Origin of the sequence: Paenibacillus solanacearum, assembly GCF_910593845.1 — a bacterium.
Taxonomy (GTDB): domain Bacteria; phylum Bacillota; class Bacilli; order Paenibacillales; family NBRC-103111; genus Paenibacillus_G; species Paenibacillus_G solanacearum.
This window is the reverse complement of the sequence record NZ_CAJVAS010000004.1, coordinates 234,631-259,587: the sequence shown is the minus strand read 5'-3', so window position 1 is coordinate 259,587 and position 24,957 is coordinate 234,631. Positions and strand designations below refer to the sequence as shown.

The window sequence follows — 24,957 nt, the reverse complement described above, 5'->3', positions numbered from 1 at the left end:
TGAAATGAACGTGAATAAGGAGGTTGGGCAGATGACAGAACCGAAAAAGACGATTTTGGTCGTAGACGACGAAGAACGGATTCGCCGATTGCTGCGAATGTATCTGGAGAAAGAAAATTTCGCGATCGAAGAAGCGGAGGACGGGGAGTCGGCGCTTCGCAAGGCAATGGACGCCGACTTCGATCTTATCCTGCTCGACGTAATGCTGCCGGGCATTGACGGCAACGAGGTTTGCGCGAGGCTGCGTCAGGTGAAATCGACGCCGATCATTATGCTGACGGCCAAGGGCGAGGAGACGAACCGGGTGCAGGGATTTGAATCCGGCGCGGACGATTATGTCGTCAAGCCGTTCAGCCCCCGGGAAGTCATTTACCGGGTGAAGGCGATTTTGCGCCGTTCCTCGGTGACGGCGTACTTGTCCAAGGAAGTGAACACGAGCAACAATATCGTGTTCCCGAATTTGGTCATCGAGCACGACGCGCACCGGGTAACGGCCGGGGGCCAGGAAGTGGCGCTCACGCCGAAAGAGTATGAGCTGCTCCATTATTTGGCGGTCTCGCCCGACAAGGTGTTCTCGCGGGAGGAGCTGCTCAAAGACGTGTGGAATTATGAATTTTTCGGCGATTTGCGGACGGTGGATACACATGTCAAACGGCTTCGCGAGAAGCTGAATAAAGTGTCGCCGGATGCCGCGGGCATGATTACGACCGTATGGGGCGTCGGCTACAAGCTCGAGGTGCCGAAATAAGTGTTTATACTCCGAACCATCGTAGGCAAATTGTGGATTACGATTATTGGGCTGGTTGTCGTTGTGCTGTTGACGCTCAGCCTCTTTTTATTCCGGTATATTGAGACGTCGTTTCCGAAGTCGCAGGACCAGGTCGACAATTTGCGCAAGATGGCCGTCAAGGTGGCGGACGAAATATCGCTGCATCGGGAAGAGCGGAGATACTTGCAGGTTGTCAATGAGCTGCTGAGCGCGCAGGAAGCGAGCACGATCGTGATCGATACGGAGTTCAAGCTGATCAACTCGCCGATCGACCAGCCGAAAAGCCCTGCGCTCAGTTTCGAGTCCTTTTTCCCCAGGGCCGACCTGCAAAAGGTGTTTGCCGGCCAAATTATCGATAACCGCGTCGTCGGCGGACCGATTCCGCAAACGCCGATGAACCGGGAATATACGGCCGTCGCCGTGCCGTTCATGAATGAATCGCAGTCGCAAACCGGCGGGGCGCTCATCCTGTACCAACTCACGCAGTCTTATGAAGAAACGCAATCTTACGTCAAACATTTGTTCGTAGTCGTCGGGGTTTGCGGCTTTCTGATGACGACGTTTTTCGCTTTCTTTCTGCTGACGAAAATTACCCAGCCGCTGCAAAAGCTGCGCAAAGCGGCCGATCTCATCTCCAAGGGAGAATACGGCACGCGGGTGCCGATCACGTCATCCGATGAAATTGGCGAGCTGGGGCAGACGTTTAACCATATGGGCGAGCAGCTTTCGGATACGATCAAGGCGCTCAGCCACGAGAAGGAGCACCTGGCCAGCGTGCTGCGAAGCATGACGGATGCCGTCATTACGTCCGACGCGGACGGGCAGGTCATCTTGACGAATCCCCAAGGCGAGCGGATCATCCGCGAATGGGGGCGGATCGGCTGGTCGGAGACGGGCGGCACGGGTTCCGCCGGGGAACCGGCCTATCGTATTCCGATGCCGATGCAGCCGCTCTTTCAGACGGTCATCAGCGAAGCCACAGAGATGACGTCCAAGCTGCATGTGCAAAGTGAAGTATGGGACGTCGTCATGGCGCCGCTCTACTCCCGCGATGCGGTGCGCGGCGTAGTCGCCGTCATGCGGGACGTGACGGAGGAGCACCGGCTCGACAAGCTGCGCAAAGACTTTGTCGCCAACGTCTCGCATGAGCTGCGGACGCCGCTGTCGATGCTGCAGGGGTACAGCGAAGCACTGCTCGACGACATTGCGGCATCGCCGGAAGAGCGCAAGGAGCTGGCTCAAGTCATTCATGACGAATCGCTGCGGATGGGCCGGCTGGTCAAAGATTTGCTCGATTTGGCGAAGATGGAGACGGGCAACATGGAGCTTCATTTCCGCGAACTGGAGCTGGAGCCGTTCTTGCGGCGGATTCAACGGAAATTCGCGGCGCTGTCCAAGGAGCGCGAGGTTGTCATCACGTGTTCGTTTTCGGACGATGGGCTTGTGCTGATGCGGGCGGACGAAGATCGCCTGGAGCAGGTGCTCACCAATCTGCTTGACAATGCGCTGCGGCACACGCCGCCTCATGCGGCGATCGAACTGAGAGCATCGCGGCTGGAATGGCGGGGCGAGCCGGCCGTACAGATCGATATTGCCGACCAGGGACACGGCATCCCGCCGGAAGATCTGCCGTTCATCTTCGAACGGTTCTACAAGGCCGACAAAGCCCGTACGCGGGGGGCTTCGGGCGGCACAGGTCTTGGACTCTCTATTGTCAAAAACATCGTAGAAGCGCATGACGGGGCCGTACAGGTTAAAAGTCAGCTGGGGCAGGGGACGACATTTTCGATTTTGCTTCCAATCAAGCAGAACTAGACGAAGAAACCAAAAAAAGAAGCTTCGGCGTTCGCCGAAGCTTCTTTTTTTGATTCTCTATATGGGGTGGTAACCGTGAATGTATGAAAGCCTCGGCGCAGGAGCGCCGGTCGGATTACAGCGTCAGTTCCGCGACCGCGATCAGCTCTGGCAGCTGCTCCAGCTGCTTGATCACGTCCTTCGGGGTTTCTTTATCCGTTGTAAGCACCATGATGGCCGAGCCGCCGAACGTTTTGCGTCCCACTTGCATCGTGGCGATGTTCACGTCGTTACTGCCGAGCAAGGTGCCAACCTTACCGATGATGCCCGGCTTGTCGTTATGCGAGATGAGCAGCAGGTGGCCTGCTGGCGCGAAGTCGACCGGGAACTGGTCGATTTGCACGATCCGTTCGCCGTAGCCTGCCAGCAGCGTACCGGCGGCGGTGCGCTGACCGCTCTTCGTCTTCAGCGTCAGCGTGATCAGGTTCGTAAATGTTTGGGATGCGGCCGACGTTTGAACGACGATATTGACGCCGCGCGTTTTCGCCAGATGCATCGCGTTGACGATATTGACGCCTTCGAGCTGATGCGACAGCACGCCTTTGACGATATGCCGTGTCAGTGGGGACGTATCCGTATCGATCAGGTCGCCTGAGAAGCTGACTGTAATTTCGCTGATCGCGCCTTCGACCGTTTGTCCGAGGAATTCGCCAAGCTTGACGCCCAGACCGAAGTACGGCTGAATTTTATTGAGCACGTTGGCCGGTACCGGCGGCATGTTCACCGCGTTTTTGAACGGCTCGTCGCGCAGAATGTGCAGCACTTCTTCCGATACGTCGATCGCTACGTTCTCCTGGGCTTCGACGGTCGAAGCGCCGAGGTGCGGCGTTACGATAATCCGCGGGTTGTTCAGGAACGGATGATCGGCCGTAGGCGGCTCCTGCTCGAATACGTCGAATGCGGCGCCGGCCACGATGCCGGTATCGATCGCTTCCACGAGCGCCATTTCATCGATAATGCCGCCGCGTGCGCAGTTGATGATGCGCGCGCCTTTTTTCATCAGCTCGAATTGCGGGCGGCTGATCATATGGCGAGTTTCGCTCGTCAGCGGCGTGTGCACCGTAATGAAATCCGCCTGGGCGCAAATCTCGTTCACCGTGCCTAGCTTCACGCCGAGCTTTTCGGCGCGTTCTTCCGTCAAGAACGGGTCGTAGCCGAGCACGGTCATGCCGAACGCCTTGGCGCGTCTGGCGACTTCGCTGCCGATGCGGCCCATGCCGAGCACACCGAGCACTTTGTTGCGAAGCTCTACGCCGACGAACGTTTTGCGGTCCCACTCGCCGCCGACCGTTTTTTTGTAAGCCTGCGGAATCATGCGGGCTACCGACATCATCATGGCGAACGTCAGCTCGCAAGTTGCGATCGTGTTGCCGTCCGGTGCATTGATGACGACGATCCCGCGCTTGGTCGCTGCTTCCAGGTCAATATTGTCTACGCCGACGCCTGCGCGTCCGACGACTTTCAGCTTGTCGCCCGCGCCCATAATGCGGTCGGTGACTTTGGTGGCGCTGCGCACGAGCAGTGCGTCGTATTGCGGGATAATGGCTACCAGTTCATCTTCGGTAAGACCGTTCTTTTTCTCTACTTCCACATCCGGGGCATCATACAGCAATTGAATCCCCATGTCGCTAATGCCGTCCATAACCAGTACTTTGTACATTTTCGATTTCCCTCCGTTTGTTTGTCTTTGCCCCTGCGCATTCATTAGCTCGCCGTGCCGGCGCGTGGTCCGCGAAAACAGCAAAAAACCCCTCAATCCCGATACGTCTAGCGCATACAAGGGACGAGGAGCTTGATTCTCGTGGTACCACCCTAATTCGCTGCTTGCTCGCGCAAACAGCCTCATTCGGTCCGAACGATCCGGACCCGGAAAGGTAACGGCTTCCTGCCGGCTGCAACTACATGAGAACCATTCACCGCAGCAACTCTGGAGTGCTCCGAACAGTAGAAGTACGTCCGGTTCGCACCAACCACCGGCTCTCTGCACGCTTCGCGCTGTTCTTGTCTCCGTCTTCGTTTTATCCAAATGTTGAAATTTTTAACTAGCGTACCATGAGCGTTTCTTCCTTGTCAATAGCCGTCGAAATTTTCCGCATACTTTCGCTGCGCCGCTGCCCCGTGCTAAGATAAAGGGGAAAGAAAGGGGCGCAGACAAATGATGATGGAAAACATAGAACCCGCGAAACTGATGGAGAAGCTGGAGCGCGGGGAGCTGACGAATTCGCTCTTGATTGACGTTAGAGAGCCCGCCGAGTGGGAATATTACCATATGGAAGAAGCCGAGCTGATGCCGATGAATACGATCCCGGACAGGCTGGAGGAGCTGCCGAAGGATCGGCCGTTATACATTGTATGCGCGCATGGCGTTCGCAGCATGCATGTGTGCTACTACCTGAAGCAGCACGGCTTCGAGCAGGTGGTGAACGTCGAAGGCGGGATGGCGGCGCTGGCGCAGCTGACCGGCTTTCAATACGACTGAAACGAAAAGCCGCTGGCCGATTGCATCGGATCCAGCGGCTTTTGAACCATGATTCGCGATACCGGACGCCGGCCGGCACCGGGTGAATCAGTTGGTGAAGAAAGGAAGCTGCGGTAACGTTTCGTTCGCGTACAGACGGTTTTTATAACGAAGGAAGTCGCCGCTGCGCACGGCGTCGGTACCGGAGAGCAGGTCGATCACTTGATTTACCCCGGTCAAATTCAGCTTCTTGGCCTGCCCGCTGGCGATCATTTCGTCGATCCGGCTCGTCAAGTCCTGCGGCGTGAAGGCAGTGAACGTTTTCGCGGCGGCGAGCTGCTGCGCGACGTAATCGTTCTTCATATTGAAGGCGAGGCCGCTCCAGTCTTGCAGCGCGACCGGCTTGGAAGGATCGATCGGCTTGAACTGCGGATCGACGCTCTCATGCCATTTTAGAATGGCGTCGTAATATTGTTTTTCCGCCGTCAGCGCGAAGCTTTTGGCTTCCGTAATATAAGCATCGCCGTTTAGCTGCTTCACCAAATCCGGCGCAGCGACCGCATTCGCTTTGGATGCGTAGCCGCGAAGCGCTTCGTTGAACAGCTTCAGGCTCTTCATATAGTTTTTATGCGCGTCCTGCAGCAGCGGCGACGAATCCGGCATCGATTTGGAACCGAGCGCTTCGTAGCTGTCGCTTGCGAGCTTGCTGAGATCCTTCATGATCAGCGATGCATCGGACGAACGGCCCGCCTGCAGCTCATCCATTTTATCGAACCACTTTTTATGAAATTCCCTGTAGGGTGCATAAATGGTATGATAGAATGACACCAAATATTGTTGATGGTATGCGGTAAAGCTTTTGGAAGCGTCGCTCTGTTTGACGATCAGGTCCTCATATTTGAGCGTCGCGCGGTCTTGTCCCATTTGCATGCCGAAAAAGAAGGCTCCGAGTGCCACGACCAGCATAAAAATAAAGGTGGCGGCAAATAAATAGTCCGTTCGATTCAGCCTTTTTTCCATAAAACGGCCCCCTTATCCTATTTCTATGCTGTTAGTATAGGTGAAATTGTCTAAAAAGGGAATCATCATTTATGAAGAAATTTGACATGAAACGACTTAAGTTGCATAAAGTAAACATCGATGAAATCGACGACAAGTTTCTGCTTGTCAACGTATATGTCACGCAGCTGCTCATTTTGATCTTGGCCGTGCTGCTGCTGCTTTTTCAAAAGCCTCGCCTGGGCGCGGTGTTTACGCTGGGCCCGGGGGAAACGATCCTGATCTGGGGATTTGGCTTCGCGCTGATCGTACTGGCCGTCGATCTGCTCATATCCCGATGGGTCCCCCCGGAGGTGACCGATGACGGCGGGATCAACGAAATGCTGTTCAAAAACAGGCCGCTATGGCATATCGCGCTGCTGTCGTTTGTTGTCGCATTTTGCGAGGAGCTGCTGTTCCGCGGCGCCGTTCAGACATGGTGCGGTCCGTACTGGACCAGCATTATTTTCGCGGCGATCCACGTCCGGTATTTGCAGCATTGGCTGATGACGGGGCTCGTCTTCTGCATCAGCTACGGGCTCGGGTACATTTATATTCACACGGGAACGCTGTGGACCCCGATTGCAGCGCACTTTATGATCGACTTCGCGATGGGCTGCATTCTTCGATACAGGAGAGAGGAATAAAATGAACACCAAACAACCGACTACGGTGCCGGATGAGCAGGCGAATCCGGAAACGGACAAGCCCGACGACTATTTGCCTCCGAGAAGGACGGTGCACCAGCCGGAAAAAGAAAAATGGCTCAAGTACTTTTACCGGACGCTGCTCTGGCTGTTTATTTTGCTTGTGATCGGGCTTCTGGCTTGGGGATGGAGGCTGCTCCAAGGGTGATTGACGGCCCTGGAACCGGTTCCTCCGGGGTGGCTCGCTCGCAAGCAGCGGCTGCAGGGAAGGTTTCCTTATTTTATCATGCATGCGTCCCTTCGAGATGGCGGAAAATACGGAGGAATACATCTTACTAACGGAGGGATGGCCATGAGATTCGGTTCTTTTTTATTGGGCGGCATCGTTGGAGCCGCGGCCGTTGTTTATTTCTCGAATCGGAACAAGTCGATGCTGTGGTCCGTTCTGAGCAAGAACGGCTCCGTCGGCAGCATGATGAACATGAACTCGGCGAATAACGACAAATCGGACTCCGCGAAGAGCAAATTTAACGATACTCCGGCGTTTTCCAAATCGGCGGCATCAACCGGGGAGAGCCATTCGGCCAAATCGGCCAAAAACAGCGATTACGAGGAAGTGTTCTCCTCCGGCAGCTTGGGCAAGGTGTCGGACATCGTCAATCAGGATCCGAAACTCAAGTCGCAGGTCGAGGATATATTGTCGGGCAACAAGCAAAAGGAAGAGCTGCAAGTCCAATAAAATAGCCGTAATTCGGCTCAAGATGCGGAAACCGTCTCCTTTTCGGGCGGTGGCCGCGTCTTTTTGCGTTATGGAGGTAAAATTCAGCTTATAACCGTTCTTTTCTTTTACGTTTGTGATATAATAGTGGTAGTATTAATACAAGCTATTGATTTGCCACCACGTTACACCTTTTGCAACCACACTTCATAAGCTGTTATTACAGTCGGCAAGGAGGAATCCAGTATGAAAATGGAGCGTTTAAGTCAGGACAAGATACGGATTTTCCTCACATTCGATGACTTAACGGAGCGCGGCATTCATAAGGATGACATGTGGAGAGAAATCCCGAAAGTTCACGAGCTGTTCAGTGAAATGATGGATCAGGCTTACACCGAGCTCGGTTTTGACGCATCGGGGCCGCTCGCTGTTGAAGTTCTTAATATGCCGGCGCAAGGGATGGCCGTCATCGTCACTCGCGGCAAGATGAATTTCAGTCATTCGGACGATACACTTGATGACGAAGTGGATGAAGTCTACGAGCTTGAAGTCACGATGGACGAAACCGACCAGATTACTTACGCTTTCCATGATTTCGAGGATTTACTGCGCATGGCCAAAGTCTTGAACCCGCTTTTAATTGACGGCGGATCGCTGTATTCGTACAAGGACAAGTGGATTTTGCTCCTTGATGCGGAACTGATGGAGGAGAAGCTGCTCCAATCCGTTGTAGCGATTCTTTCCGAATTTGGAGAGGCGGCATCCGTAACGGAAGCGGTACTTCAAGAATACGGGAAGACCGTGATTGAGTCCGACGCGGTTAAAGTACTTTGCGCCAAGTTTTCATAAAGAACGGGCGATTCATACCAACATGAAATAGGCAAGCATTCTCAAAAACGTTCAAGTTTTTGCGGAGTGCTTTTTTATTGCTGAACGGGCGCAGGCAGCGATTCGGAACGGCAGATTTGCCTGGCCATAAGCCGAAGGAATCCACTGGAGAAGCTACCCGCGGAATCGGATGAATCGGCGCGTCGCGAAAGTGTTAGACTACTATGTAATGCCAGGATATTACGGGCTGTTCACACGTTCATAATCACGCCCTGCGTGCGACAATAACGATCAGACAAAAGGATGGGATGAGCTATGGCCGAAAACTTGAACGTACTCGAATCCACGCAATATATTATAGAGCAGGCACTTACCAAACTGGGTTACTCTTCTGCGATGGTCGATTTGCTGAGGGAACCGATCCGGCTGTTGACGGTACGCATCCCCGTCCGGATGGACGACGATTCGGTGAAAATTTTCAAAGGGTACCGGGCGCAGCATAACGATGCGGTCGGCCCAACCAAGGGCGGCGTCCGCTTTCATCCGGATGTCAATGAAGACGAAGTAAAAGCGCTCTCGATCTGGATGAGCCTCAAATGCGGCATCGTCGATCTGCCGTACGGCGGGGGCAAGGGCGGGATCATCTGCGACCCGCGCCAAATGTCGTTCCGCGAGCTGGAGCGTCTCAGCCGGGGCTACGTGCGGGCAATCAGCCAAATCGTCGGCCCGACCAAAGACATTCCCGCGCCCGACGTCATGACCAACTCGCAAATCATGGCATGGATGATGGACGAATACAGCAGCATCCGGGAATTTGACGCGCCCGGCTTCATTACTGGCAAGCCGATCGTGCTCGGCGGATCGCACGGCCGCGAGACGGCTACCGCCAAGGGCGTTACCATCATGATTGAGCAGGCGCTTAAGAAACGCAGCATCCCGCTGCAGGACGCGCGCGTCATCATTCAAGGCTTTGGCAACGCCGGCAGCTATTTGGCGAAGTTCATGCATGAGATGGGCGCCAAAGTCGTCGGTATTTCCGACGTGTACGCCGGACTGTACAATCCGGACGGACTGGATATCGAGTATTTGCTCGACCGCCGCGATTCGTTCGGCACGGTCACCAAGCTGTTTACGAATACGATCACCAATAAAGAACTGTTGGAGCAGGAGTGCGATATTCTGGTGCCTGCCGCGATCGAAAACCAGATTACGGCCGAGAATGCGCACCGGATTAAGGCGCCGATCATCGTCGAAGCGGCCAACGGACCGACGACGCTGGAAGCGACCAAAATATTGTCCGACCGCGGCGTACTGATCGTGCCGGACGTGCTCGCCAGCGCGGGAGGAGTCGTTGTCTCCTACTTCGAATGGGTTCAGAACAACCAAGGGTATTACTGGACGGAATCGGAAGTGCATACCAGACTCCAAGAAATGTTGGAAAAAGCTTTTGAAAATGTCTATAATGTTCATATGACGAGAAATGTCGACATGCGGCTCGCCGCTTATATGGTCGGTGTCCGCAAAATGGCGGAGGCCGCCCGTTTCCGCGGCTGGGTTTAATGATTCCATAGCGATTGGAGGGACACTATGAGCGTCTTGTCAGTCTTGATGGCGGCGATTGCGCCTGGTGTCGCTCTGCTGTCTTACTTTTACTTAAAGGACCGTTACGATCCGGAGCCGATTTCCCAAGTGCTGAAGCTGTTCTTATTCGGTGTGCTGCTCGTATTCCCGATCATGGTGCTGCAGCGTGCGCTGGTTCAAGGGCTTGGAGAGCATCCGTTCGTCTTTGCGTTTGTGACGTCGGCGGCGACGGAGGAGTTTTTCAAATGGTTTTTGGTGTACTTCGTCATATACAAGCATACGTCGTTTGACGAGCCGTACGACGGGATCGTGTACTCGGTTGCCGCTTCGCTCGGCTTTGCGACGCTGGAGAACGTTTTTTACGCGTTTTTCAACGCGTCCGGCTTCTCGGCGCTGATGATGCGGGCTTTCTTGCCGGTATCGGGGCATGCGATGTTCGGCGTCATTATGGGCTACCATCTCGGCAAGGCCAAATTCAATCCGGACGCAAGCCGGAAGCATTTAAGCTACGCTTTGCTTTTGCCGATTTTCTGGCACGGGGTATTCGACTATACGATGCTTGTCACGAAGACATACTGGATCTGGTTCATGGTCCCGCTGATGACGTTTTTATGGATTCGCAGCCTGTGGAAGGTCAGTCACGCGAACGCCCGGTCGCCGCTTCGCGTCATCCAGCGCGAGGAACAGGTTAAAATTTGACAAATCGGTCTATACTGGCTACCAGAAACGTTCTATAAGTACGGAGGGAATGTATGACGGTAGCCAATGTCCGCGTGAAAGTGACGATTCGATGCAGAGCTTGCGGCGAACGCTTCATCTTGAAAGGGAGAAAAGAAAAAGGCCGGATCGATACCGGCTTCAAGCAATGCATTTGCAATAACGAGAACGATTTCGACATCGAAACGAATGAGTTTTAAGCGGGAAAGCCGGCGGCAGCGCCGGTTTTTTTCTATGTATAAGCGCTGTTCATCAGGTGAAAACTAAGCCCAAGTTTTGCTGATGAAGGGAGATTTCTCGACTATGTATAAAAGATTGAGCATTGTCATGTTCCCCATCCTGCTCGTTGCCCTCATCGGTACCGGCGTATGGGGGTACTTGGAGCATCAGGAGAAAAACTCCGTGCTGATCAAAGCGGAGAACCAGTATCAACGGGCGTTTCACGATTTATCCTTTCACGTGGACAAGCTGCATACCGAGCTTGGCAATACGCTGGCCGTCAATTCGACCTCGCAGGATGCGTACAAAAAAGGACTGATCAACGTATGGCGCATCACGAGTCAGGCGCAAAACGAAATCAGTCAGCTGCCGCTGACGCTGCTGCCGTTCAGCAAAACGGAAGACTTTTTGGCCAATATCGCGAATTTTTCGTACCGTGCGGCCGTTCGTGATTTAAGCAAGCAGCCGCTGGACGAGAAAGAGATGAAGACGCTGAATACGCTCTATGAGCATTCAGGCGAAATCTCCACCGAGCTTCGGGGCGTGCAGAGCAAGGTACTCCAGAGCAACCTGCGCTGGATGGATGTGGAGCTTGCGCTGGCCAAGCAAGACAATCCGCATGATAATGCGATTATCGACGGATTCACCACGGTAGACAAGAAGGTGGGCGAATATCCAGAGATCGAGTGGAGCCCAACGGTCATGAGCGTGTACCAAAACCGGAACATGAGCATGCTCTCCGGTCAGGAAGAGGGCATCGATCAGATCAAGCAGAAGGCGGCGAAGTTTCTCAGCCTGCAAGATAGCTCTCCGCTGCAGGTGGTGGAGAACGGCGCTGGCACGGAAAATCAATCTTACAGCGTAAGCATGCCGAAGCAGGGGACCTCGGACGGCAACCTGTACATGGATTACTCCAAAAAAGGCGGGCAGCTGTTATGGTATTCTGCGATGCGGGAAGTGCCTTCCAAGCAGCTGGACCTGCGCACGGCGCGCGATGTGGCGGCCCAGTTCTTGGACGAGCGCGACTACAAAGAGATGACCGCGGTCAGCTATGACGAATATAACAATATAGCGAACATGACCTTCGCCACTCACAAGAACGGCATCATCAATTACCTGGAAAAAGTGGCCGTGAAGGTGGCGCTCGATAACGGCGAAGTGATCGGAATGGATGCGGCCGATTATGCTTACGACAAAAAAGAACGGCAAATCAATGCCCCGAAACTGACGGATGCAGAAGCCCGCAAAACGCTGAGCACCAATTTCAAAGTGGAAAGCGCGGACAAAGCGCTGATTCGCAACGATATTGACGAAGAGGTGCAGTGTTACCAGTATATCGGACGCGTCAACGGCGGTATTTACCGCATATATATCAATGCGGACAGCGGCGCGCAAGAGAAAATCGACCGGATTGGAAGCGAAGAGGCGCAGCTGCGAACTTGATACGGACTCAACGAATGAACAAGCCCGGTGAAACTCGCCGGGCTTGTTTGGCGCTAAGGCAAGGTGGGGAGCGGACAACCCCGCATATTTTACTTTCCATATATTTCACTCGTGTTATAATATGTGACGGAATGTATGTTTTAAGGGAAAGGGGGGTGTAGTCATGCTTCCGAAAATCAATCAAATTTTATATATAAAAATCAATCCGTTTGACGGAGGAGAGCCGGTCGAGGAGTATAAGTCAAGAATCGCCGATATGACGGACGATACGATATTCATAGAAATTCCGGTCGAAGTGAACACCGGGCGTTCCCGCGCACTCTCGTACGGCAACGTGCTGTCGATCTATTTTTTCGACGATATGGAAATTAAAAATTATTTTATCAGCACGGTTATCGGCGTATCCAATCATGTCATGCATCTGTTTCATATTGCCAAACCGGCTCCCGAATCGATTACCAAAGTGCAGCGGCGCAATTTCCTTCGCGTCCATGCCGAGCTTGAGGTGGCCGTTAAGCATTCCGAACAGCTTCAATTCGTGGCGCTGACCGACGATGTGGGGGGCGGCGGCATCTCGCTGCTATGCGACGATTACATACCGCTGACGGCGCATAACGTTTTGGACTGCTGGCTGCTTCTCCCGGCCAAGAACGGGCACAACGATCATGTGCCGTTCAAAAGCGAAGTCGTTCGGATCGTATCGACCGAGCCCGGTACGCAGCGGGTGATGATGCGGTTTATCGATATCTCCGACCGCGACCGGCAAAAGATCATTCAGTTCTGTTTCGACCGGCAGTTCGAATTCAGGAAAAATTGATGCATAAGGCTTGTTCAATTGGGACACACTACGACCCAAAATGTACGGGACGGAGTGGGACGTAATGGATCGAGACCCGAGGCGGCAGGCGGAAGACGGTTACGAAGCGTTATTTATCGCGTTTGGCCGGAAGGTTGAGCGCTGGCTGCTCATCGCCATCGCGATCTTGCTGCTTGCCTTGGTCGTTTCACAGCTGCTGCTGCAAATCCCGCAGCTTCGTTACAGGATTGTGAAGGTGGAGCAAATGGAGGGAAGCCGCTACGATGCGTCGCTCGCGAAGACGACGGCGAACTAAGCGGACGGGCGTTCGTTTTGCAATCCGTGTCGAACCTATGGTATAATTTTCATCGTTCGAGGCTTCGGCCTGTTTTTTTTTCAGGAAGCTTGTCCGCGCTCATTTTGTTAGGAGGCCGCAGTTTTGGAAAAATTTAATATTGCAATCGACGGCCCAGCAGGGGCGGGGAAGAGCACAATCGCCCGTCTTGTCGCCAAGGAGCTTGACTTCATTTATGTCGATACGGGCGCCATGTACCGGGCCGTGACATGGAAAGTGCTGCAGGAAGGGCTCCGTCCGGATCAGACGGAAGCGATGATCGCTCTGGCAGGCGGCATGGAGATTCGGCTTGTGCCCGGCGAGAACGGCCAGCTTGTCTATGTGGACGGAGAAGACGTCACCGGCGTGATTCGGACGCCCGACGTTACGGGTAATGTATCCAGAGTGTCTTCCATTGCCGAGATCCGCGCCGTTTTGACCGCCAAGCAGCAGGAACTCGCCAAAAGCAAAGGCGTTGTCATGGATGGCCGAGACATTGGCAGCCATGTGCTCCCCGACGCCGAGGTGAAGATTTTTTTGACTGCGAGCGTTCGCGTGCGGGCGGAACGCCGGTACAGGGAAATGAAAGAAGCACAGCCGGATGTGGACATTACGCTGGAGCGGCTCGAGCGCGATATCGCGGAACGGGACCGGATGGACCAGCAGAGAGAAGCGTCTCCGCTCGTCCGGGCTGATGACGCCGTGCTCATGGATACGACCGATATGCCGATTCCGCAAGTGGTGGAAGCCATTTTGGAGTTGTGCAAGACGCAAGTACACGGAGGGAAGTAAGAATGCTTTATCTTACATTTCGCTTCCTGTTTCGAATCATGTTCAGCCTGTTATTCCGGCTGAAGGCGGTCGGCAAAGAGAACGTTCCGGCCGAAGGACCGGTCGTGTTGTGCTGCAATCATATCAGCAATTTTGATCCGCCTGTGTTGGGTACGCCGCTGGACCGGAAAGTTCATTATATGGCCAAAGCCGAATTGTTCGAGCTTCCCGTACTTGGCTATGTGCTGCCCCGCATTTGCGCATTCCCGGTCAAACGGGGGGGCGTGAGCAAAGAGTCGATCAAATTGTCCATTCAGCTCCTGAGGAGCGGGGAGATGCTCGGAATCTTTCCTGAGGGCTCGCGAAGCAACGCCGGGGGAATGGGCAAGAAGGGCGCCGCCAGTCTGGCACTGAAGTCGGGCGCAACGGTTGTACCGGCTGCCATTGTCGGGAATTATAAATTATTCCGCCAAATGAAGGTCGTGTACGGATCGCCGGTCGACATCAGCGAGTTCGCCGACAGCGGTTCCGAAGGCTTGGAGCAGGCTACCGATAAAATTATGACAGCGATACGCAGCCTCGTGAAACAGCACGAATCGAAATCATAAATCGTGGCATACTGAATAAATCAGATGAAGTAAATTATTTCCCAAATACATTAAATGTTGCCAGGTTGTTAAGGAGGGTATTTGACATGTCAGAAGAAGTCAAAGCAGAGCAAGAATTGCAAACCGCCGTTTCCCAAGAGGAGTCGATGGCAAACGTCAATATTTTGAAGAAGGGCGAAATCGTCAAAGGCAAAGTCCTTAAGGTGGAAGCGGATCAAGCCATTGTCGATGTTGGCTACAAATACGACGGCGTCATTCCGCTGCGCGAGCTTTCCTCCGTTACGCTGGAAGATGCGGCGCACGGCGTGGAAGTCGGGCAGGAAGTTGAACTCAAGGTGCTGAACATCGATGAGAAGAACGAGAAAGTCGTTCTGTCCAAGCGCGCCATCGACAGCGAGAAAGCATGGGATAAGCTGTCGGCCGACATGGAGAACAAAACCGTTCTCGAAGCGACCGTTGCTGAAGTTGTCAAAGGCGGACTCGTCGTTGATGTGGGCTTGCGCGGTTTCGTACCGGCTTCCATGGTAGAGCGCACTTTCGTTGAAGATTTCAGCGATTACAAAGGACGCGCGCTTCGTCTTCGCGTGAAAGAAATGGATCGCGAGAAGAACAAAGTCATCCTGTCGCAAAAAGACGTACTTGACGAAGAAGCGGACGCTATGAAGAAGGAGACGTTGTCGAACCTGTCCGTAGGTCAACAGCTGGACGGTACGGTACAGCGCCTGACGCAATTCGGCGCATTCGTAGATATCGGCGGCGTAGACGGCCTGGTGCACATCTCCGAGATGGCATGGCACCATGTAGAGAGCCCGTCCGAAGTCGTGAAGGAAGGCGACAAGGTTCAAGTGCAAGTGCTGAAGGTCGATCCGGCGAACGAGCGCATTTCGCTCAGCATCAAAGCGACCCAGCCAGGGCCTTGGCAGCAAGTCGGCAATATCAAAATTGGCGATATCATCAAAGGTACGGTAAGACGTCTGGTGCAATTCGGCGCGTTCGTCGAAGTGGCTCCTGGGGTAGAAGGCCTTGTGCATATTTCGCAAATTTCCCATCGCCATATCGCGACGCCGTTCGAGGTGTTGAAGGAAGGCCAGGAAGTTCAAGTGAAGGTGCTTGACGTGAACCCAAGCGAGAAACGCATTTCCTTGAGCATCAAGGAAACGGAAGAAGCGCCTGCTCGCGAGCCGAGAGCCGAAAGAGGAGAGCGCGCGCCTCGCAGAGAAAAGGAAACCGTTTCTTACGAAGAGAATCAAGGCTTCAACCTGACGCTCGGCGAGAAATTCGGCGACAAGCTGAGCAAGTTCAAGTAAGCCATTACTGTAACGAAATGAGGAGTGGAATTGCGAATCCCAAGAAAACTGGAGCATGTGCATCACGCTCTCCAGCTTGGACCGGGAGGCAACAACGGATTCGGCGGCATCAAGCTGCTGCCGAACTGTCTCCCGGGCATTTCCTCCGATCAAATAGCGTTAAATTCCCGTATCGGCGAACTCACTTTGAGCTCGCCGATTATTATTAATGCGATGACCGGAGGGGCGAACGAGACGGAGGAAATCAACAGAGAGCTGGCCGTTGCCGCTCGGGAAGCGGGACTGGCGATGGCGGTCGGCTCGCAAATGGCGGCCATCAAAAATCCGGAAATGGCTTCCAGCTATCAGGTCGTTAGAAAAGTGAACCCGAACGGACTGGTGTTCGGCAATCTGGGCAGCGAAGCAACGGTGGAGCAGGCGAAGCGCGCCGTAGATATGCTGCGGGCCGATGCGCTGCAAATCCATCTGAATGTGATGCAGGAGCTGATCATGCCGGAGGGAGACCGTCAGTTCAACGGCATGCTGGAGCGAATCGGCGCGATCGTGCGGCAAGTCGGAGTGCCTGTTATGGTCAAGGAGGTCGGCTTTGGCATGGTTCGCGAAAGCGTAGAAACGCTGCTTTCGCTCGGTGTGAAGATGATCGACGTCGGCGGCGCCGGCGGAACGAATTTTGCAGCCATCGAAAATGCAAGACGCGGACAGCCGATGGGGTGGCTGAACGACTGGGGCTGCAATACGGCCATATCGCTGCTGGAAGCGCTGGAAGCGAAGCGCCGCGCGAAAACTGACGTCTCCCTGATCGCTACGGGCGGCATCGCGCAAACGGCGGACGTTTGCAAAGCATTGACGCTGGGCGCATCGGCCGTCGGCATTGCCGGCGCCTTCCTGAAGGTGCAGCGTACGAAAGGGACAGCCGCATTGATCGGTCGGATCGGCGCGATGCATGACGAGCTCCGCTTATTGATGACCGCGATGGGCGCCGCTTCGATCGAGGCGCTTCAATCGATGCCTGTCGTCATCGGGGGAGAGACGGAGCGGTGGTGCGGCGCGCGCGGCATTGCGACCGATGCCTACGCGCGCCGTAACGGATATGCCAATGAATGGAAAGCGATTATAAAACTACATAGAGAGCCATACTAAGGAAAAGAAGGGACAAGCTTTTTCTTGGGTGGGTGCGCATGAATGCAGGATATTTGTCGTTTGTCTTAATGATCGTTGCCCTCATTCTGTTTGCCAGCGGCTGGAAGGACATATTGATAAGAGGTATTTCTCATACGAGTTTACTTCTTTTTTTTGTTGTCTGGTTTATCGCTTTCCGCTGGAGCTTTGAGTGGAACGGCATGCAAATTTTCGGTATTGCGCCGCTGCTGCTCGGCACGGCCTTGTATGTGTTTGTTCGTTCCTACGAATCGTTTCAGCGGCTGCATGCGCTATCGGTAGGACTGCTTCTCGGATCGATTTTCTTTTTTTTGAAAGAAACGATTCATTTGATGCCAACGCTGATCGTGTATAGCGGCAGCGTGACGATCGCGTTGATTTCCGGTACGATTGCTGCGGCCGCCTTGCGAAGGCCTGCCGTCCAAATCGCAGCCATTTCCCTCGGCTTTGTTACCGGCGAAGCCATGTACGCTTATTCTCACTATAAGCAGGCGCATGTCGTCCTGGGAGGCACTTCGTTTCAAGATTTGTGGTGTCTGACAGTCTTTGCGGCGAGAGGCGTATCGCTCGTACTGCAGCAAACGGTGCTCGGGATCAAGAAAGCGGCCGTATTCGTGTGGGAATCGCTTCGTCAGCGCAGGCCGTAACCCGGCTACCGTCATGCCGTCCCGGGAAGCCGCGCGGCTAAGGACAAAGGAGGAACAGCCATGTGGGCTTGGATCGTGGAGCAAAAGTATACGGTGGGCATCATTTTGGGCGTGTTATTTGGCGTAGCGTCCCGGCTCAGTATGCTCAGAACCGATTATCGGCAGTATCCGACCTATCCGCACGGAAGAATCGTACATATTTCGCTCGGTGTGATCGCGGCCGGGCTGGGGGCGGTCGCCGTTCCGTCGTTGATCGATAAAAACTACACCGCCGTCACTTTTTTATCGCTGGCGGCGCAGCAGTTTCGCGATGTGCGCAACATGGAACGGCAGTCGCTCAGCAAAATCGACAGCATGGAGCTTGTGCCCAGAGGCGCCTCTTACATCGAAGGCATTGCGATGGTGTTCGAAGGGCGAAATTACTTGGTCATCTTCTCGGCTTTCGTCACTTCCTTCTTCAGCATCGTCTTTGCATGGTATTGGGGAATCGCAACGGGGATTATCTCCATACTTGTCACGAATATGTTCAAAAGCGGTAAAAATGTGTCTCATATCGCCGAGGTTCGAATCGGCCAGGTGAAGCTGGACGGGCCTAACTTGTTTGTCGACGACATCTATATGATGAACGTCGGGCTGGACGATACGCGCAAAATCATCTCGGAAAAAGCGATCGGTCTCGTGCTTGTGCCCAAAAACCGGAACAGCCGGATCACGATCGCTAATCCGGGGCAGCGCCAGGCACTGCTGCACGACGTGTCAACGATCATGGGCGTTTATCGCGATGAGGGCGAGCCGGCGCTGATGCCGCTGGCCAAGCTTGATATGAACGACGGCCGCCTCGGCGTGCTGCTGCTGCCGCAAGAGTATGACGCAGAGAAGGCGCGTACGGTTGCCGAACGCTCGCCGATACTGGAATGCGCGGTTCGCATGCCGAGCGAGGCGGGCGTGAACAAGGAAGAAAGGGCGGGTGCTTAGCGCATGGGGAGAATAGTAGCGGTGGTCACGCTAGACGATGAGAAGGTAGGCGGCGGCGCTCCGATCTTTGTCGCCGGTACTCCAGAGGAGCAGCAGCAAACCGCATTCAAGCTGGAAAAAATATTGGATGCGGCGGCCCACGATCTGCAAAACGGCACCTTTATTATTGTCGACCATTCGAGCGGCGCTTGAGTGGTCTTCAATGCGCTTCATGCGGGGTTCATTTACTTGTCCCTTTGATTTTGTTATAATATCTTAGTTTACAGACTGTTTCCGAACGGTTTGATTTACCAGCTGGGATCGATAAAAAAAGAAGTTGCGCCGCTTTTAACGAGGCTTATGGTGTATGAAGGGAATGAAGTTGAATGGCGAGGCCAGTAGTAGCGATCGTCGGCCGCCCGAACGTGGGAAAATCTACGATTTTCAACCGGATTATTGGGGACAAGCTGGCGATTGTGGAGGATAAACCGGGGGTTACCCGCGACAGGTTATACGGTATCGGCGAATGGCTGACAAGCGAGTTCAGCATTATCGACACCGGCGGTATTGAGATTGAAGGCGATGATCAGATCATGCGTTCCGTCCGCGCACAGGCGGAGCTTGCCATTGAAGAGGCGGATGTCATCGTGTTTATGGTGGACGCCAAAGCCGGCGTGACGCCGGCGGACAGCGAAGTGGCGGAGCTGCTGTATCGCGCCAAAAAGCCGGTCGTCGTAGCCGTCAACAAAGTGGATAATTTGCAGCGGTCCGACGATATTTACGAGTTTTACAGCTTGGGATTCGGCGCAGTGATCGGCATTTCGGGCTCGCACGGCACGGGCATCGGCGATCTGCTGGAAGAAGTCGTGAAGCATTTTCCGGAAACGACGGAGGAAGAGTACGGCGAGGATGTTATTCGCGTCGCGTTGATCGGCCGGCCGAATGTCGGCAAATCCTCGTTAGTGAACGCCATTCTCGGCGAAGAGCGCGTCATCGTCAGCGATGTGGAGGGTACGACCCGCGATGCGATCGATACGCCGTTCGAGAAGGATGGCCAGAAATACGTAATTATCGATACGGCCGGTATGCGTAAACGCGGTAAAGTGTATGAAACGACCGAAAAGTACAGCGTCATGCGTGCCATGAAAGCGATTGAACGGGCGGACGTGGTGCTGGTCGTCATCGACGGCGAGGTCGGCATTATCGAGCAGGACAAACATATTGCCGGATATGCGCATGAAGCGGGCAAAGCGGCCGTGTTTGTCGTGAATAAATGGGATATCGTCGAGAAGGACGACAAGACGATGCATCAATTTACTCAAAAGATACGCGATCATTTCTTGTTCATGACCTACGCGCCCGTCGTGTACGTGTCGGCCAAGACGAAGCAAAAGCTGCACAAGCTGCTGCCGGTCGTCAATTCCGCAGCGGAGCAGCACGCGCTTCGCGTGCAAACGCATGTGCTCAACGACGTCGTTTCCGACGCCGTAGCGATCACCCCGCCGCCGACGGATAAAGGCAAGCGTCTCAAAATCAACTATGCGACTCAGGTTGCGGTGAAGCCTCCGACCTTCGTCATTTTCGTTAACGATCCGGAGCTTATGCATTTCTCCTACCAGCGCTACCTGGAGAATAAAATACGCGCCGCGTTCGGTTTCGAAGGAACGCCGCTTCGATTTTTCACGCGAAAAAAATCGGTTGACGAATAGGAGGCTAACGCTTTGGTAAGTTACGCATCGCTGCTGATCGGGTATTTGCTCGGCTCGGTCAGCTTCAGTTACTTGGCAGGCAAACTGCTCAAGGGCATCGATATACGGCAGCATGGGAGCGGCAACGCCGGCGCGACGAACACGCTGCGCGTCCTCGGCAAAGGACCGGGCATCACCGTGTTGCTGCTCGATATGCTCAAAGGGGTTGCGGCCGTATGGATCGGCGGCTTGCTGAGCGGAGGCGACGCGCTGATTCAGGTGCTCGCCGGCCTCTGCGTGATCGCGGGGCATAACTGGCCCGTATTTTTCGGATTTCGCGGCGGCAAAGGCATCGCAACGACGATTGGCGTTATGGTGACGCTGGCGTTTTTGCCCGCATTGATCGCAGGCTTGGTTGCGATTGCAACGATCGCTCTTACGCGTTACGTTTCGCTCGGTTCGCTGCTGTTTACCGCCATTTTGCCTATCTTAATATGGTTCATGGGTTATCCCGTCGCTATTTTCATTTTGAGTCTGCTGCTGTTCGTTTTTGCCTGGGTTCGTCATCGCTCCAACATCGGCAAGCTGCTAACCGGCACAGAGAACAAGCTCGGAGCCAAACGGCAAGCTTGACCGCACATTCATCGGGAGGTGTTCGCGCATGACCGTAAATAGCAAAACGGCTGTTCTCGTTGCCGGCAGTTGGGGGACGGCCATCGCAGCCGTCCTCGCGGATAACGGGCATCAAGTGATGCTGTGGTCGCGCAATGAGGCGCAGGTGGAGGAGATCAACCGCGACCGCCGAAACTCGCGGTTTTTGAGCGAGGCGGAACTCTCGCCCCGGATTCGGGCGACAAGCTCCATGCAGGAGGCGCTGGATCAAGCGGAAGCCGTCGTTGTCGTCGCGCCTTCCTCCGCCATGCGGGAAGTTGCTTCGCAGATGAAACAGCACTTGCACGAGCGTACGACCGTCATTCATGCAACCAAGGGCTTCGAAGCCGGCAGCCTGAAACGGATGACCGAAGTGCTGGCGGAGGAGCTAAGCGGGTACGATCCGAAGCGATTGGCCGTCTTGTCCGGTCCGAGTCATGCGGAGGAAGTCATTCAGCGGCGTCCGACAACCGTCGTGGTCGCCAGCGTTGACAAGGAGGCGGCGGAGAAAGCGCAGGATCTGCTGATTACGCCGTCTTTCCGCGTCTACACCAATCCGGACGTCGTCGGCGTAGAAGTCGGCGGCGCGCTCAAAAACATTATCGCGCTGGGCGCCGGTCTCAGCGACGGCCTCGGGTTCGGCGACAATGCGAAGGCGGCGCTGCTGACACGTGGTCTTGCCGAAATCGCCAGGCTGGGTGTGGCGATGGGCGCGAACCCGCTTACGTTCTCGGGCCTTGCGGGAATCGGCGATCTGGTTGTGACGTGCACGAGTAAGCACAGCCGCAACTGGAGAGCCGGCGCGATGCTGGCGCAAGGGCAGACGCTGGAGGAAGTGCTGGACCGGATGGGCATGGTCGTCGAAGGCGTGAAGACGACGCAGGCGGCTTACAGGCTGTCCCGTCAATACGACATCACGATGCCGATTGCCGACGAGCTGTACCGTGTGCTGTTCGACGGGAAGCAGCCGAAGGCGGCCGTTGAAGATTTGATGGAGCGCGGACGAACGCACGAGATGGAGGATTTGGCCGAGCCGTTCCAAAGCGGTTGGGCTAACTAGGCATAAGCCTGAACGCACAGCGGCTTTCGTTCATATAATACCTCAGACTGACTGTTTCGCCTGGAGACGGGTTATTTTGTCAAAGTCTGAGGAGGTTGAAAGCCTGTGCCCGACAAAAACGTGCAAAAGGACGTATTGAATGTCGTCAAGAAGAAGACCGGCAAGAGCGTGACGGACAAAGACATATATAAGCTTGCGAGCGGCGTCAAGCCGGCGACGATGCAAAGCGATGCGCAGCTGAAGCAGCTCATCAAGCAGGTGTCCAGTCTCGTGAAGGTGCCCGTGTCGGACCAAACGATGAACGAGCTGATTCAAGCGATCAAGAGCAGCAAGATGAATCCCGGCAATATGGAGCAGCTGATGAAGATGATTATGAAAAAATGATTTTTTAACATTTTCATGGCATAAGCGGCCGGCAAGCGCGCTTATGCTTTTTTTGTGATATGATAGCTACATCGAAAGTCTACATAAACGGGGGTCGTGATTCCAGTGTCGTCCATGGACAAGATGTGGGCATCTTTTATTGCCATCGGATTGATGTTCGTCGCATCGTTTCTTATTACATATGCAAGAAACAAAACAAAAGGGTTCATTCGTTTCGCATTGTCGTTCATCGCTTTTCTGTTGTTTGTTCCGATCTTGCTGTATATGATCGTTTCCATCATGTAACGAAGGGACGCCACGCGTGATGTTATCCTTGAAAGGACGCAGAATACAAAAACAGGTGGAGCCCGTTACCGGATTCTCCATTTTGGATATGGCATTGAAGCACGATGTCGATTGGAGCTTTTCCTGCTCGCGGGGTACCTGCTGCCGCTGCCGCTGTCAGGTAACCGAAGGGATGGAGCATTTATCCGCCCCGTCCGATGCGGAATTGGACGCGCTGGAGCCGGAAGAGCTCGAAGAAGGGTTCCGGCTCGGCTGCCAGGCTATCATCAAAACCGCCGGCACGATCGCGGCAGCCAATAAACCTTATTTTTGATTGCGGGATGATGAAAGATGAAGAACACGGGTTCGATCGCTTTGGACGGCGCGATGCTATCCGCGCTGAAGACGATTGTGGAACGTTCCGCCGGCCGCAAGCTGACCTGGCTGGTCGGAGGGAGCACGGGGCTGATGCTGCAAGGCGTGCCGCTCGCTGCGGCGCCGAGGGATCTGGATGTGTATATTGACCGGGAGCAGGCGGCCGCCATGCACGAGGCGCTCAAGCCGTATGCCGTTGATGAGCAGGAAGAAAGCCAGACGCCGCTCTACCGTTCGATATTGAGCCATTATGATATCGGCGGCGTGAAGGTCGAACTGGTCGGCGCTTTTGAAGTTCGGGCGCTGGATAGCGAATACAAGGTCGAAGCGGGATACCTCTCGGCTTTGGGAGCGGCGCGTCTTACGCAGCCTGGATTGGACAACGTCCGCCTTATGCCGCTCATCCACGAGCTGATCTTCAATGTGATGCGTGCGCGAGCGGACCGCTATGAAGCGATTGCCGGTCTGTGCCGCCGTCTCGGTCCGGCGGTGCATAAGGAGATGCTCGACCGTCTCGCAGCACGAAACCGCTTCAGTCCGGCGCTTACGGGCATTCTGGAGCGGCTGCTTGGCGATTCGCAAACCATCGATCCCGGATTTTAAACGAGAAGGAGCATGACGATATGGCGGCTTACGTCACCTTTTTGCCGGACAACAAGAAGATTCAGGTGCATCCCGGCACGACTGTGCTCGGCGCCGCAGCCAAGGCGAAAGTGCACATCCGGACACGCTGCGGCGGCAAAGCGGCCTGTCTGATGTGCAAGGTGATCGTGCAGAGTGGCGCGGGCCTCGCCGAACCGAATCATAACGAGCGCATGAAGCTCGGCACCTCCGCGGAAGACGGCGGATTCCGGTTGGCCTGTCAGGCCAAAATAACCGGCGACGTCACGGTGACGATTCCCGAAGATCCGCTGAAAGCGGCGATCCGCAAGCAGCTGGAACAGCAGGAGGAGGATTGGTAATGACACGTGTGCTGCGGGCAGCGATGGCCCTAGCTATTATCGCGCTGCTAAGCGGGTGTTTGTACCCGAAAGACATACGCAAGGAAAATCAGATGGCCAGCGGTGAATTCATCGTTCTGGTCCAAAACGCCGTCGATCAATTCAAAGCGAAAACCGGCGTGCTGCCGATCAAGAACAGCGAAGAAACGACACCGCTGTATGAGAAATATCCGATCGATTTCAAAAAACTGGTCGGGCCTTATTTGAGCGCCGCACCGGCGAACTCGTTCGAGAATGGCGGTTCGGCCTCGTATGTCATCGTCGATGCGGAGACGAAGCCTACGGTCAAAATGATGGACCTGGCGTCGTTCCAGCAGACGGTGGAGCTGCAGAAAGCCGTCGACGATTACAAGTCGAAATCGGGCGGGCAGCTGCCGAAAGGACAAGCTATCGCCACAGGCTTCTCCTCTATCGACTACGCGAAGCTGAACCGGAAGCCGGCGGAAGTGAACAGCATGTATTCGCCGCAGTTCAAGCTGCCGTTCCTGCTTCACGATTCCGGGCAAGTGGCGATCGATTATGCGCCGGAAATGATGCGGCTGATCGACAAAAAGAAGCTGCAGGGAAGTTTGAACGGAACGCAGGATTTGCGCGAGCTGCTCTTACGGGAGTCGTATTACGTGCCGGCGCGCTCGTTCCCTTACGTGTGGAGAGACGGCCAGCCGGTGCCGATTACCGCGCCGTAAT

Annotated in this window: 31 protein-coding genes and 1 other annotated feature; of the genes, 29 read left to right on the top strand and 2 right to left on the bottom strand. The window is 54.7% G+C overall.

The genetic code is table 11. The features are described from left to right. Nucleotides 1-31 precede the first annotated feature (31 nt). Both KXG62_RS07205 and KXG62_RS07200 read left to right on the top strand, forming a co-directional pair. Nucleotides 32-748, top strand: a complete 717-nt coding sequence (locus KXG62_RS07205; RefSeq protein WP_218091253.1) for a response regulator transcription factor — start codon at nucleotides 32-34, stop codon at nucleotides 746-748. Continuing rightward, entirely contained in the window at nucleotides 749-2,584 is a 1,836-nt protein-coding gene (locus KXG62_RS07200; RefSeq protein ID WP_218091252.1) for an ATP-binding protein, read from the top strand. It abuts the gene before it with no gap. Between the two features lie 115 nt (nucleotides 2,585-2,699). Here KXG62_RS07200 and serA read toward each other — a convergent pair whose 3' ends face one another. Continuing rightward, nucleotides 2,700-4,283: a phosphoglycerate dehydrogenase gene (serA, locus tag KXG62_RS07195; RefSeq protein ID WP_218091251.1), complete on the bottom strand. Its 1,584-nt coding sequence runs from the start codon at nucleotides 4,281-4,283 to the stop codon at nucleotides 2,700-2,702. A gap of 116 nt (nucleotides 4,284-4,399) precedes the next feature. Continuing rightward, nucleotides 4,400-4,646 (bottom strand) — a binding site (T-box leader). Nucleotides 4,647-4,778: 132 nt separating this feature from the next. On the opposite strand from serA, the gene KXG62_RS07190 reads away from it, so the two are divergent. Then, nucleotides 4,779-5,102 carry a rhodanese-like domain-containing protein gene (locus KXG62_RS07190; RefSeq protein WP_343223442.1) on the top strand — a complete coding sequence of 108 codons (324 nt, stop codon included), beginning with the start codon at nucleotides 4,779-4,781 and terminating at the stop codon, nucleotides 5,100-5,102. An 87-nt stretch (nucleotides 5,103-5,189) separates the two neighbouring features. Here the strand turns inward: KXG62_RS07190 and KXG62_RS07185 are convergent, their stop codons facing one another. Continuing rightward, nucleotides 5,190-6,101 carry a hypothetical protein gene (locus KXG62_RS07185; RefSeq protein ID WP_218091250.1) on the bottom strand — a complete coding sequence of 304 codons (912 nt, stop codon included), beginning with the start codon at nucleotides 6,099-6,101 and terminating at the stop codon, nucleotides 5,190-5,192. Nucleotides 6,102-6,172: 71 nt separating this feature from the next. On the opposite strand from KXG62_RS07185, the gene KXG62_RS07180 reads away from it, so the two are divergent. From KXG62_RS07180 to KXG62_RS07055, 26 genes are all read left to right on the top strand, one after another. Further along, nucleotides 6,173-6,766: a CPBP family intramembrane glutamic endopeptidase gene (locus KXG62_RS07180; protein WP_218091249.1), complete on the top strand. Its 594-nt coding sequence runs from the start codon at nucleotides 6,173-6,175 to the stop codon at nucleotides 6,764-6,766. Between the two features lies 1 nt (nucleotide 6,767). After that, nucleotides 6,768-6,974 (top strand): hypothetical protein, encoded by a 207-nt coding sequence (locus KXG62_RS07175; RefSeq protein ID WP_218091248.1) that lies wholly within the window; start codon nucleotides 6,768-6,770, stop codon nucleotides 6,972-6,974. Between the two features lie 144 nt (nucleotides 6,975-7,118). Beyond that, nucleotides 7,119-7,505 (top strand): hypothetical protein, encoded by a 387-nt coding sequence (locus tag KXG62_RS07170; RefSeq protein ID WP_218091247.1) that lies wholly within the window; start codon nucleotides 7,119-7,121, stop codon nucleotides 7,503-7,505. A 225-nt stretch (nucleotides 7,506-7,730) separates the two neighbouring features. After that, on the top strand, nucleotides 7,731-8,333 hold the full coding sequence (locus KXG62_RS07165; RefSeq protein ID WP_218091246.1) for a genetic competence negative regulator: 603 nt from the start codon (nucleotides 7,731-7,733) through the stop codon (nucleotides 8,331-8,333). A 294-nt stretch (nucleotides 8,334-8,627) separates the two neighbouring features. After that, complete coding sequence (locus KXG62_RS07160) at nucleotides 8,628-9,872, top strand: Glu/Leu/Phe/Val family dehydrogenase (protein ID WP_218091245.1); 1,245 nt, start codon at nucleotides 8,628-8,630, stop codon at nucleotides 9,870-9,872. 27 nt (nucleotides 9,873-9,899) lie between these two features. Next, nucleotides 9,900-10,592, top strand: a complete 693-nt coding sequence (prsW, locus tag KXG62_RS07155) for a glutamic-type intramembrane protease PrsW (protein WP_218091244.1) — start codon at nucleotides 9,900-9,902, stop codon at nucleotides 10,590-10,592. A gap of 53 nt (nucleotides 10,593-10,645) precedes the next feature. Then, the gene (locus tag KXG62_RS07150; protein WP_218091243.1) at nucleotides 10,646-10,810 is read left to right on the top strand and encodes a hypothetical protein; all 165 of its coding nucleotides are present in this window, start codon (nucleotides 10,646-10,648) and stop codon (nucleotides 10,808-10,810) included. A gap of 103 nt (nucleotides 10,811-10,913) precedes the next feature. Then, nucleotides 10,914-12,272 carry a germination protein YpeB gene (ypeB, locus tag KXG62_RS07145; RefSeq protein WP_218091242.1) on the top strand — a complete coding sequence of 453 codons (1,359 nt, stop codon included), beginning with the start codon at nucleotides 10,914-10,916 and terminating at the stop codon, nucleotides 12,270-12,272. 163 nt (nucleotides 12,273-12,435) lie between these two features. Then, entirely contained in the window at nucleotides 12,436-13,089 is a 654-nt protein-coding gene (locus KXG62_RS07140) for a flagellar brake protein (RefSeq protein WP_218091241.1), read from the top strand. Between the two features lie 64 nt (nucleotides 13,090-13,153). After that, complete coding sequence (locus KXG62_RS07135; protein WP_218091240.1) at nucleotides 13,154-13,384, top strand: hypothetical protein; 231 nt, start codon at nucleotides 13,154-13,156, stop codon at nucleotides 13,382-13,384. 123 nt (nucleotides 13,385-13,507) lie between these two features. Further along, nucleotides 13,508-14,194: a (d)CMP kinase gene (gene cmk, locus KXG62_RS07130; RefSeq protein WP_218091239.1), complete on the top strand. Its 687-nt coding sequence runs from the start codon at nucleotides 13,508-13,510 to the stop codon at nucleotides 14,192-14,194. Nucleotides 14,195-14,196: 2 nt separating this feature from the next. Then, the gene (locus KXG62_RS07125; RefSeq protein WP_218091238.1) at nucleotides 14,197-14,781 is read left to right on the top strand and encodes a lysophospholipid acyltransferase family protein; all 585 of its coding nucleotides are present in this window, start codon (nucleotides 14,197-14,199) and stop codon (nucleotides 14,779-14,781) included. Between the two features lie 86 nt (nucleotides 14,782-14,867). Then, nucleotides 14,868-16,088, top strand: coding sequence for a 30S ribosomal protein S1 (gene rpsA, locus KXG62_RS07120; protein WP_218091237.1), 1,221 nt, complete (start codon nucleotides 14,868-14,870; stop codon nucleotides 16,086-16,088). 30 nt (nucleotides 16,089-16,118) lie between these two features. Continuing rightward, on the top strand, nucleotides 16,119-17,228 hold the full coding sequence (gene fni, locus KXG62_RS07115) for a type 2 isopentenyl-diphosphate Delta-isomerase (RefSeq protein WP_218091236.1): 1,110 nt from the start codon (nucleotides 16,119-16,121) through the stop codon (nucleotides 17,226-17,228). Nucleotides 17,229-17,266: 38 nt separating this feature from the next. Beyond that, on the top strand, nucleotides 17,267-17,893 hold the full coding sequence (locus tag KXG62_RS07110; protein WP_218091235.1) for a hypothetical protein: 627 nt from the start codon (nucleotides 17,267-17,269) through the stop codon (nucleotides 17,891-17,893). 60 nt (nucleotides 17,894-17,953) lie between these two features. After that, entirely contained in the window at nucleotides 17,954-18,868 is a 915-nt protein-coding gene (locus KXG62_RS07105; RefSeq protein WP_218091234.1) for a YIEGIA family protein, read from the top strand. 3 nt (nucleotides 18,869-18,871) lie between these two features. Then, nucleotides 18,872-19,060 carry a capping complex subunit for YIEGIA gene (locus KXG62_RS07100; protein WP_218091233.1) on the top strand — a complete coding sequence of 63 codons (189 nt, stop codon included), beginning with the start codon at nucleotides 18,872-18,874 and terminating at the stop codon, nucleotides 19,058-19,060. Between the two features lie 173 nt (nucleotides 19,061-19,233). Further along, nucleotides 19,234-20,556: a ribosome biogenesis GTPase Der gene (gene der, locus KXG62_RS07095; protein WP_218091232.1), complete on the top strand. Its 1,323-nt coding sequence runs from the start codon at nucleotides 19,234-19,236 to the stop codon at nucleotides 20,554-20,556. A 12-nt stretch (nucleotides 20,557-20,568) separates the two neighbouring features. Further along, nucleotides 20,569-21,168, top strand: coding sequence for a glycerol-3-phosphate 1-O-acyltransferase PlsY (gene plsY / locus KXG62_RS07090; protein WP_218091231.1), 600 nt, complete (start codon nucleotides 20,569-20,571; stop codon nucleotides 21,166-21,168). Between the two features lie 28 nt (nucleotides 21,169-21,196). Next, complete coding sequence (locus KXG62_RS07085) at nucleotides 21,197-22,246, top strand: NAD(P)H-dependent glycerol-3-phosphate dehydrogenase (RefSeq protein ID WP_218091230.1); 1,050 nt, start codon at nucleotides 21,197-21,199, stop codon at nucleotides 22,244-22,246. A gap of 105 nt (nucleotides 22,247-22,351) precedes the next feature. Next, complete coding sequence (locus KXG62_RS07080) at nucleotides 22,352-22,630, top strand: stage VI sporulation protein F (protein WP_218091229.1); 279 nt, start codon at nucleotides 22,352-22,354, stop codon at nucleotides 22,628-22,630. Nucleotides 22,631-22,744: 114 nt separating this feature from the next. Beyond that, nucleotides 22,745-22,915, top strand: a complete 171-nt coding sequence (locus KXG62_RS07075; protein WP_343223445.1) for a DUF2768 family protein — start codon at nucleotides 22,745-22,747, stop codon at nucleotides 22,913-22,915. 19 nt (nucleotides 22,916-22,934) lie between these two features. Then, a complete protein-coding gene (locus KXG62_RS07070; protein WP_218091360.1) occupies nucleotides 22,935-23,228 on the top strand; it encodes a 2Fe-2S iron-sulfur cluster-binding protein in 294 nt (97 codons plus the stop codon). Between the two features lie 17 nt (nucleotides 23,229-23,245). Continuing rightward, nucleotides 23,246-23,872: a nucleotidyltransferase domain-containing protein gene (locus tag KXG62_RS07065; protein ID WP_218091227.1), complete on the top strand. Its 627-nt coding sequence runs from the start codon at nucleotides 23,246-23,248 to the stop codon at nucleotides 23,870-23,872. A gap of 20 nt (nucleotides 23,873-23,892) precedes the next feature. Beyond that, nucleotides 23,893-24,231 (top strand): 2Fe-2S iron-sulfur cluster-binding protein, encoded by a 339-nt coding sequence (locus tag KXG62_RS07060; RefSeq protein ID WP_218091226.1) that lies wholly within the window; start codon nucleotides 23,893-23,895, stop codon nucleotides 24,229-24,231. Further along, the gene (locus KXG62_RS07055; RefSeq protein ID WP_218091225.1) at nucleotides 24,231-24,956 is read left to right on the top strand and encodes a hypothetical protein; all 726 of its coding nucleotides are present in this window, start codon (nucleotides 24,231-24,233) and stop codon (nucleotides 24,954-24,956) included. The genes KXG62_RS07060 and KXG62_RS07055 overlap by 1 nt, the downstream gene beginning before the upstream one ends. Nucleotide 24,957: the final 1 nt, after the last annotated feature.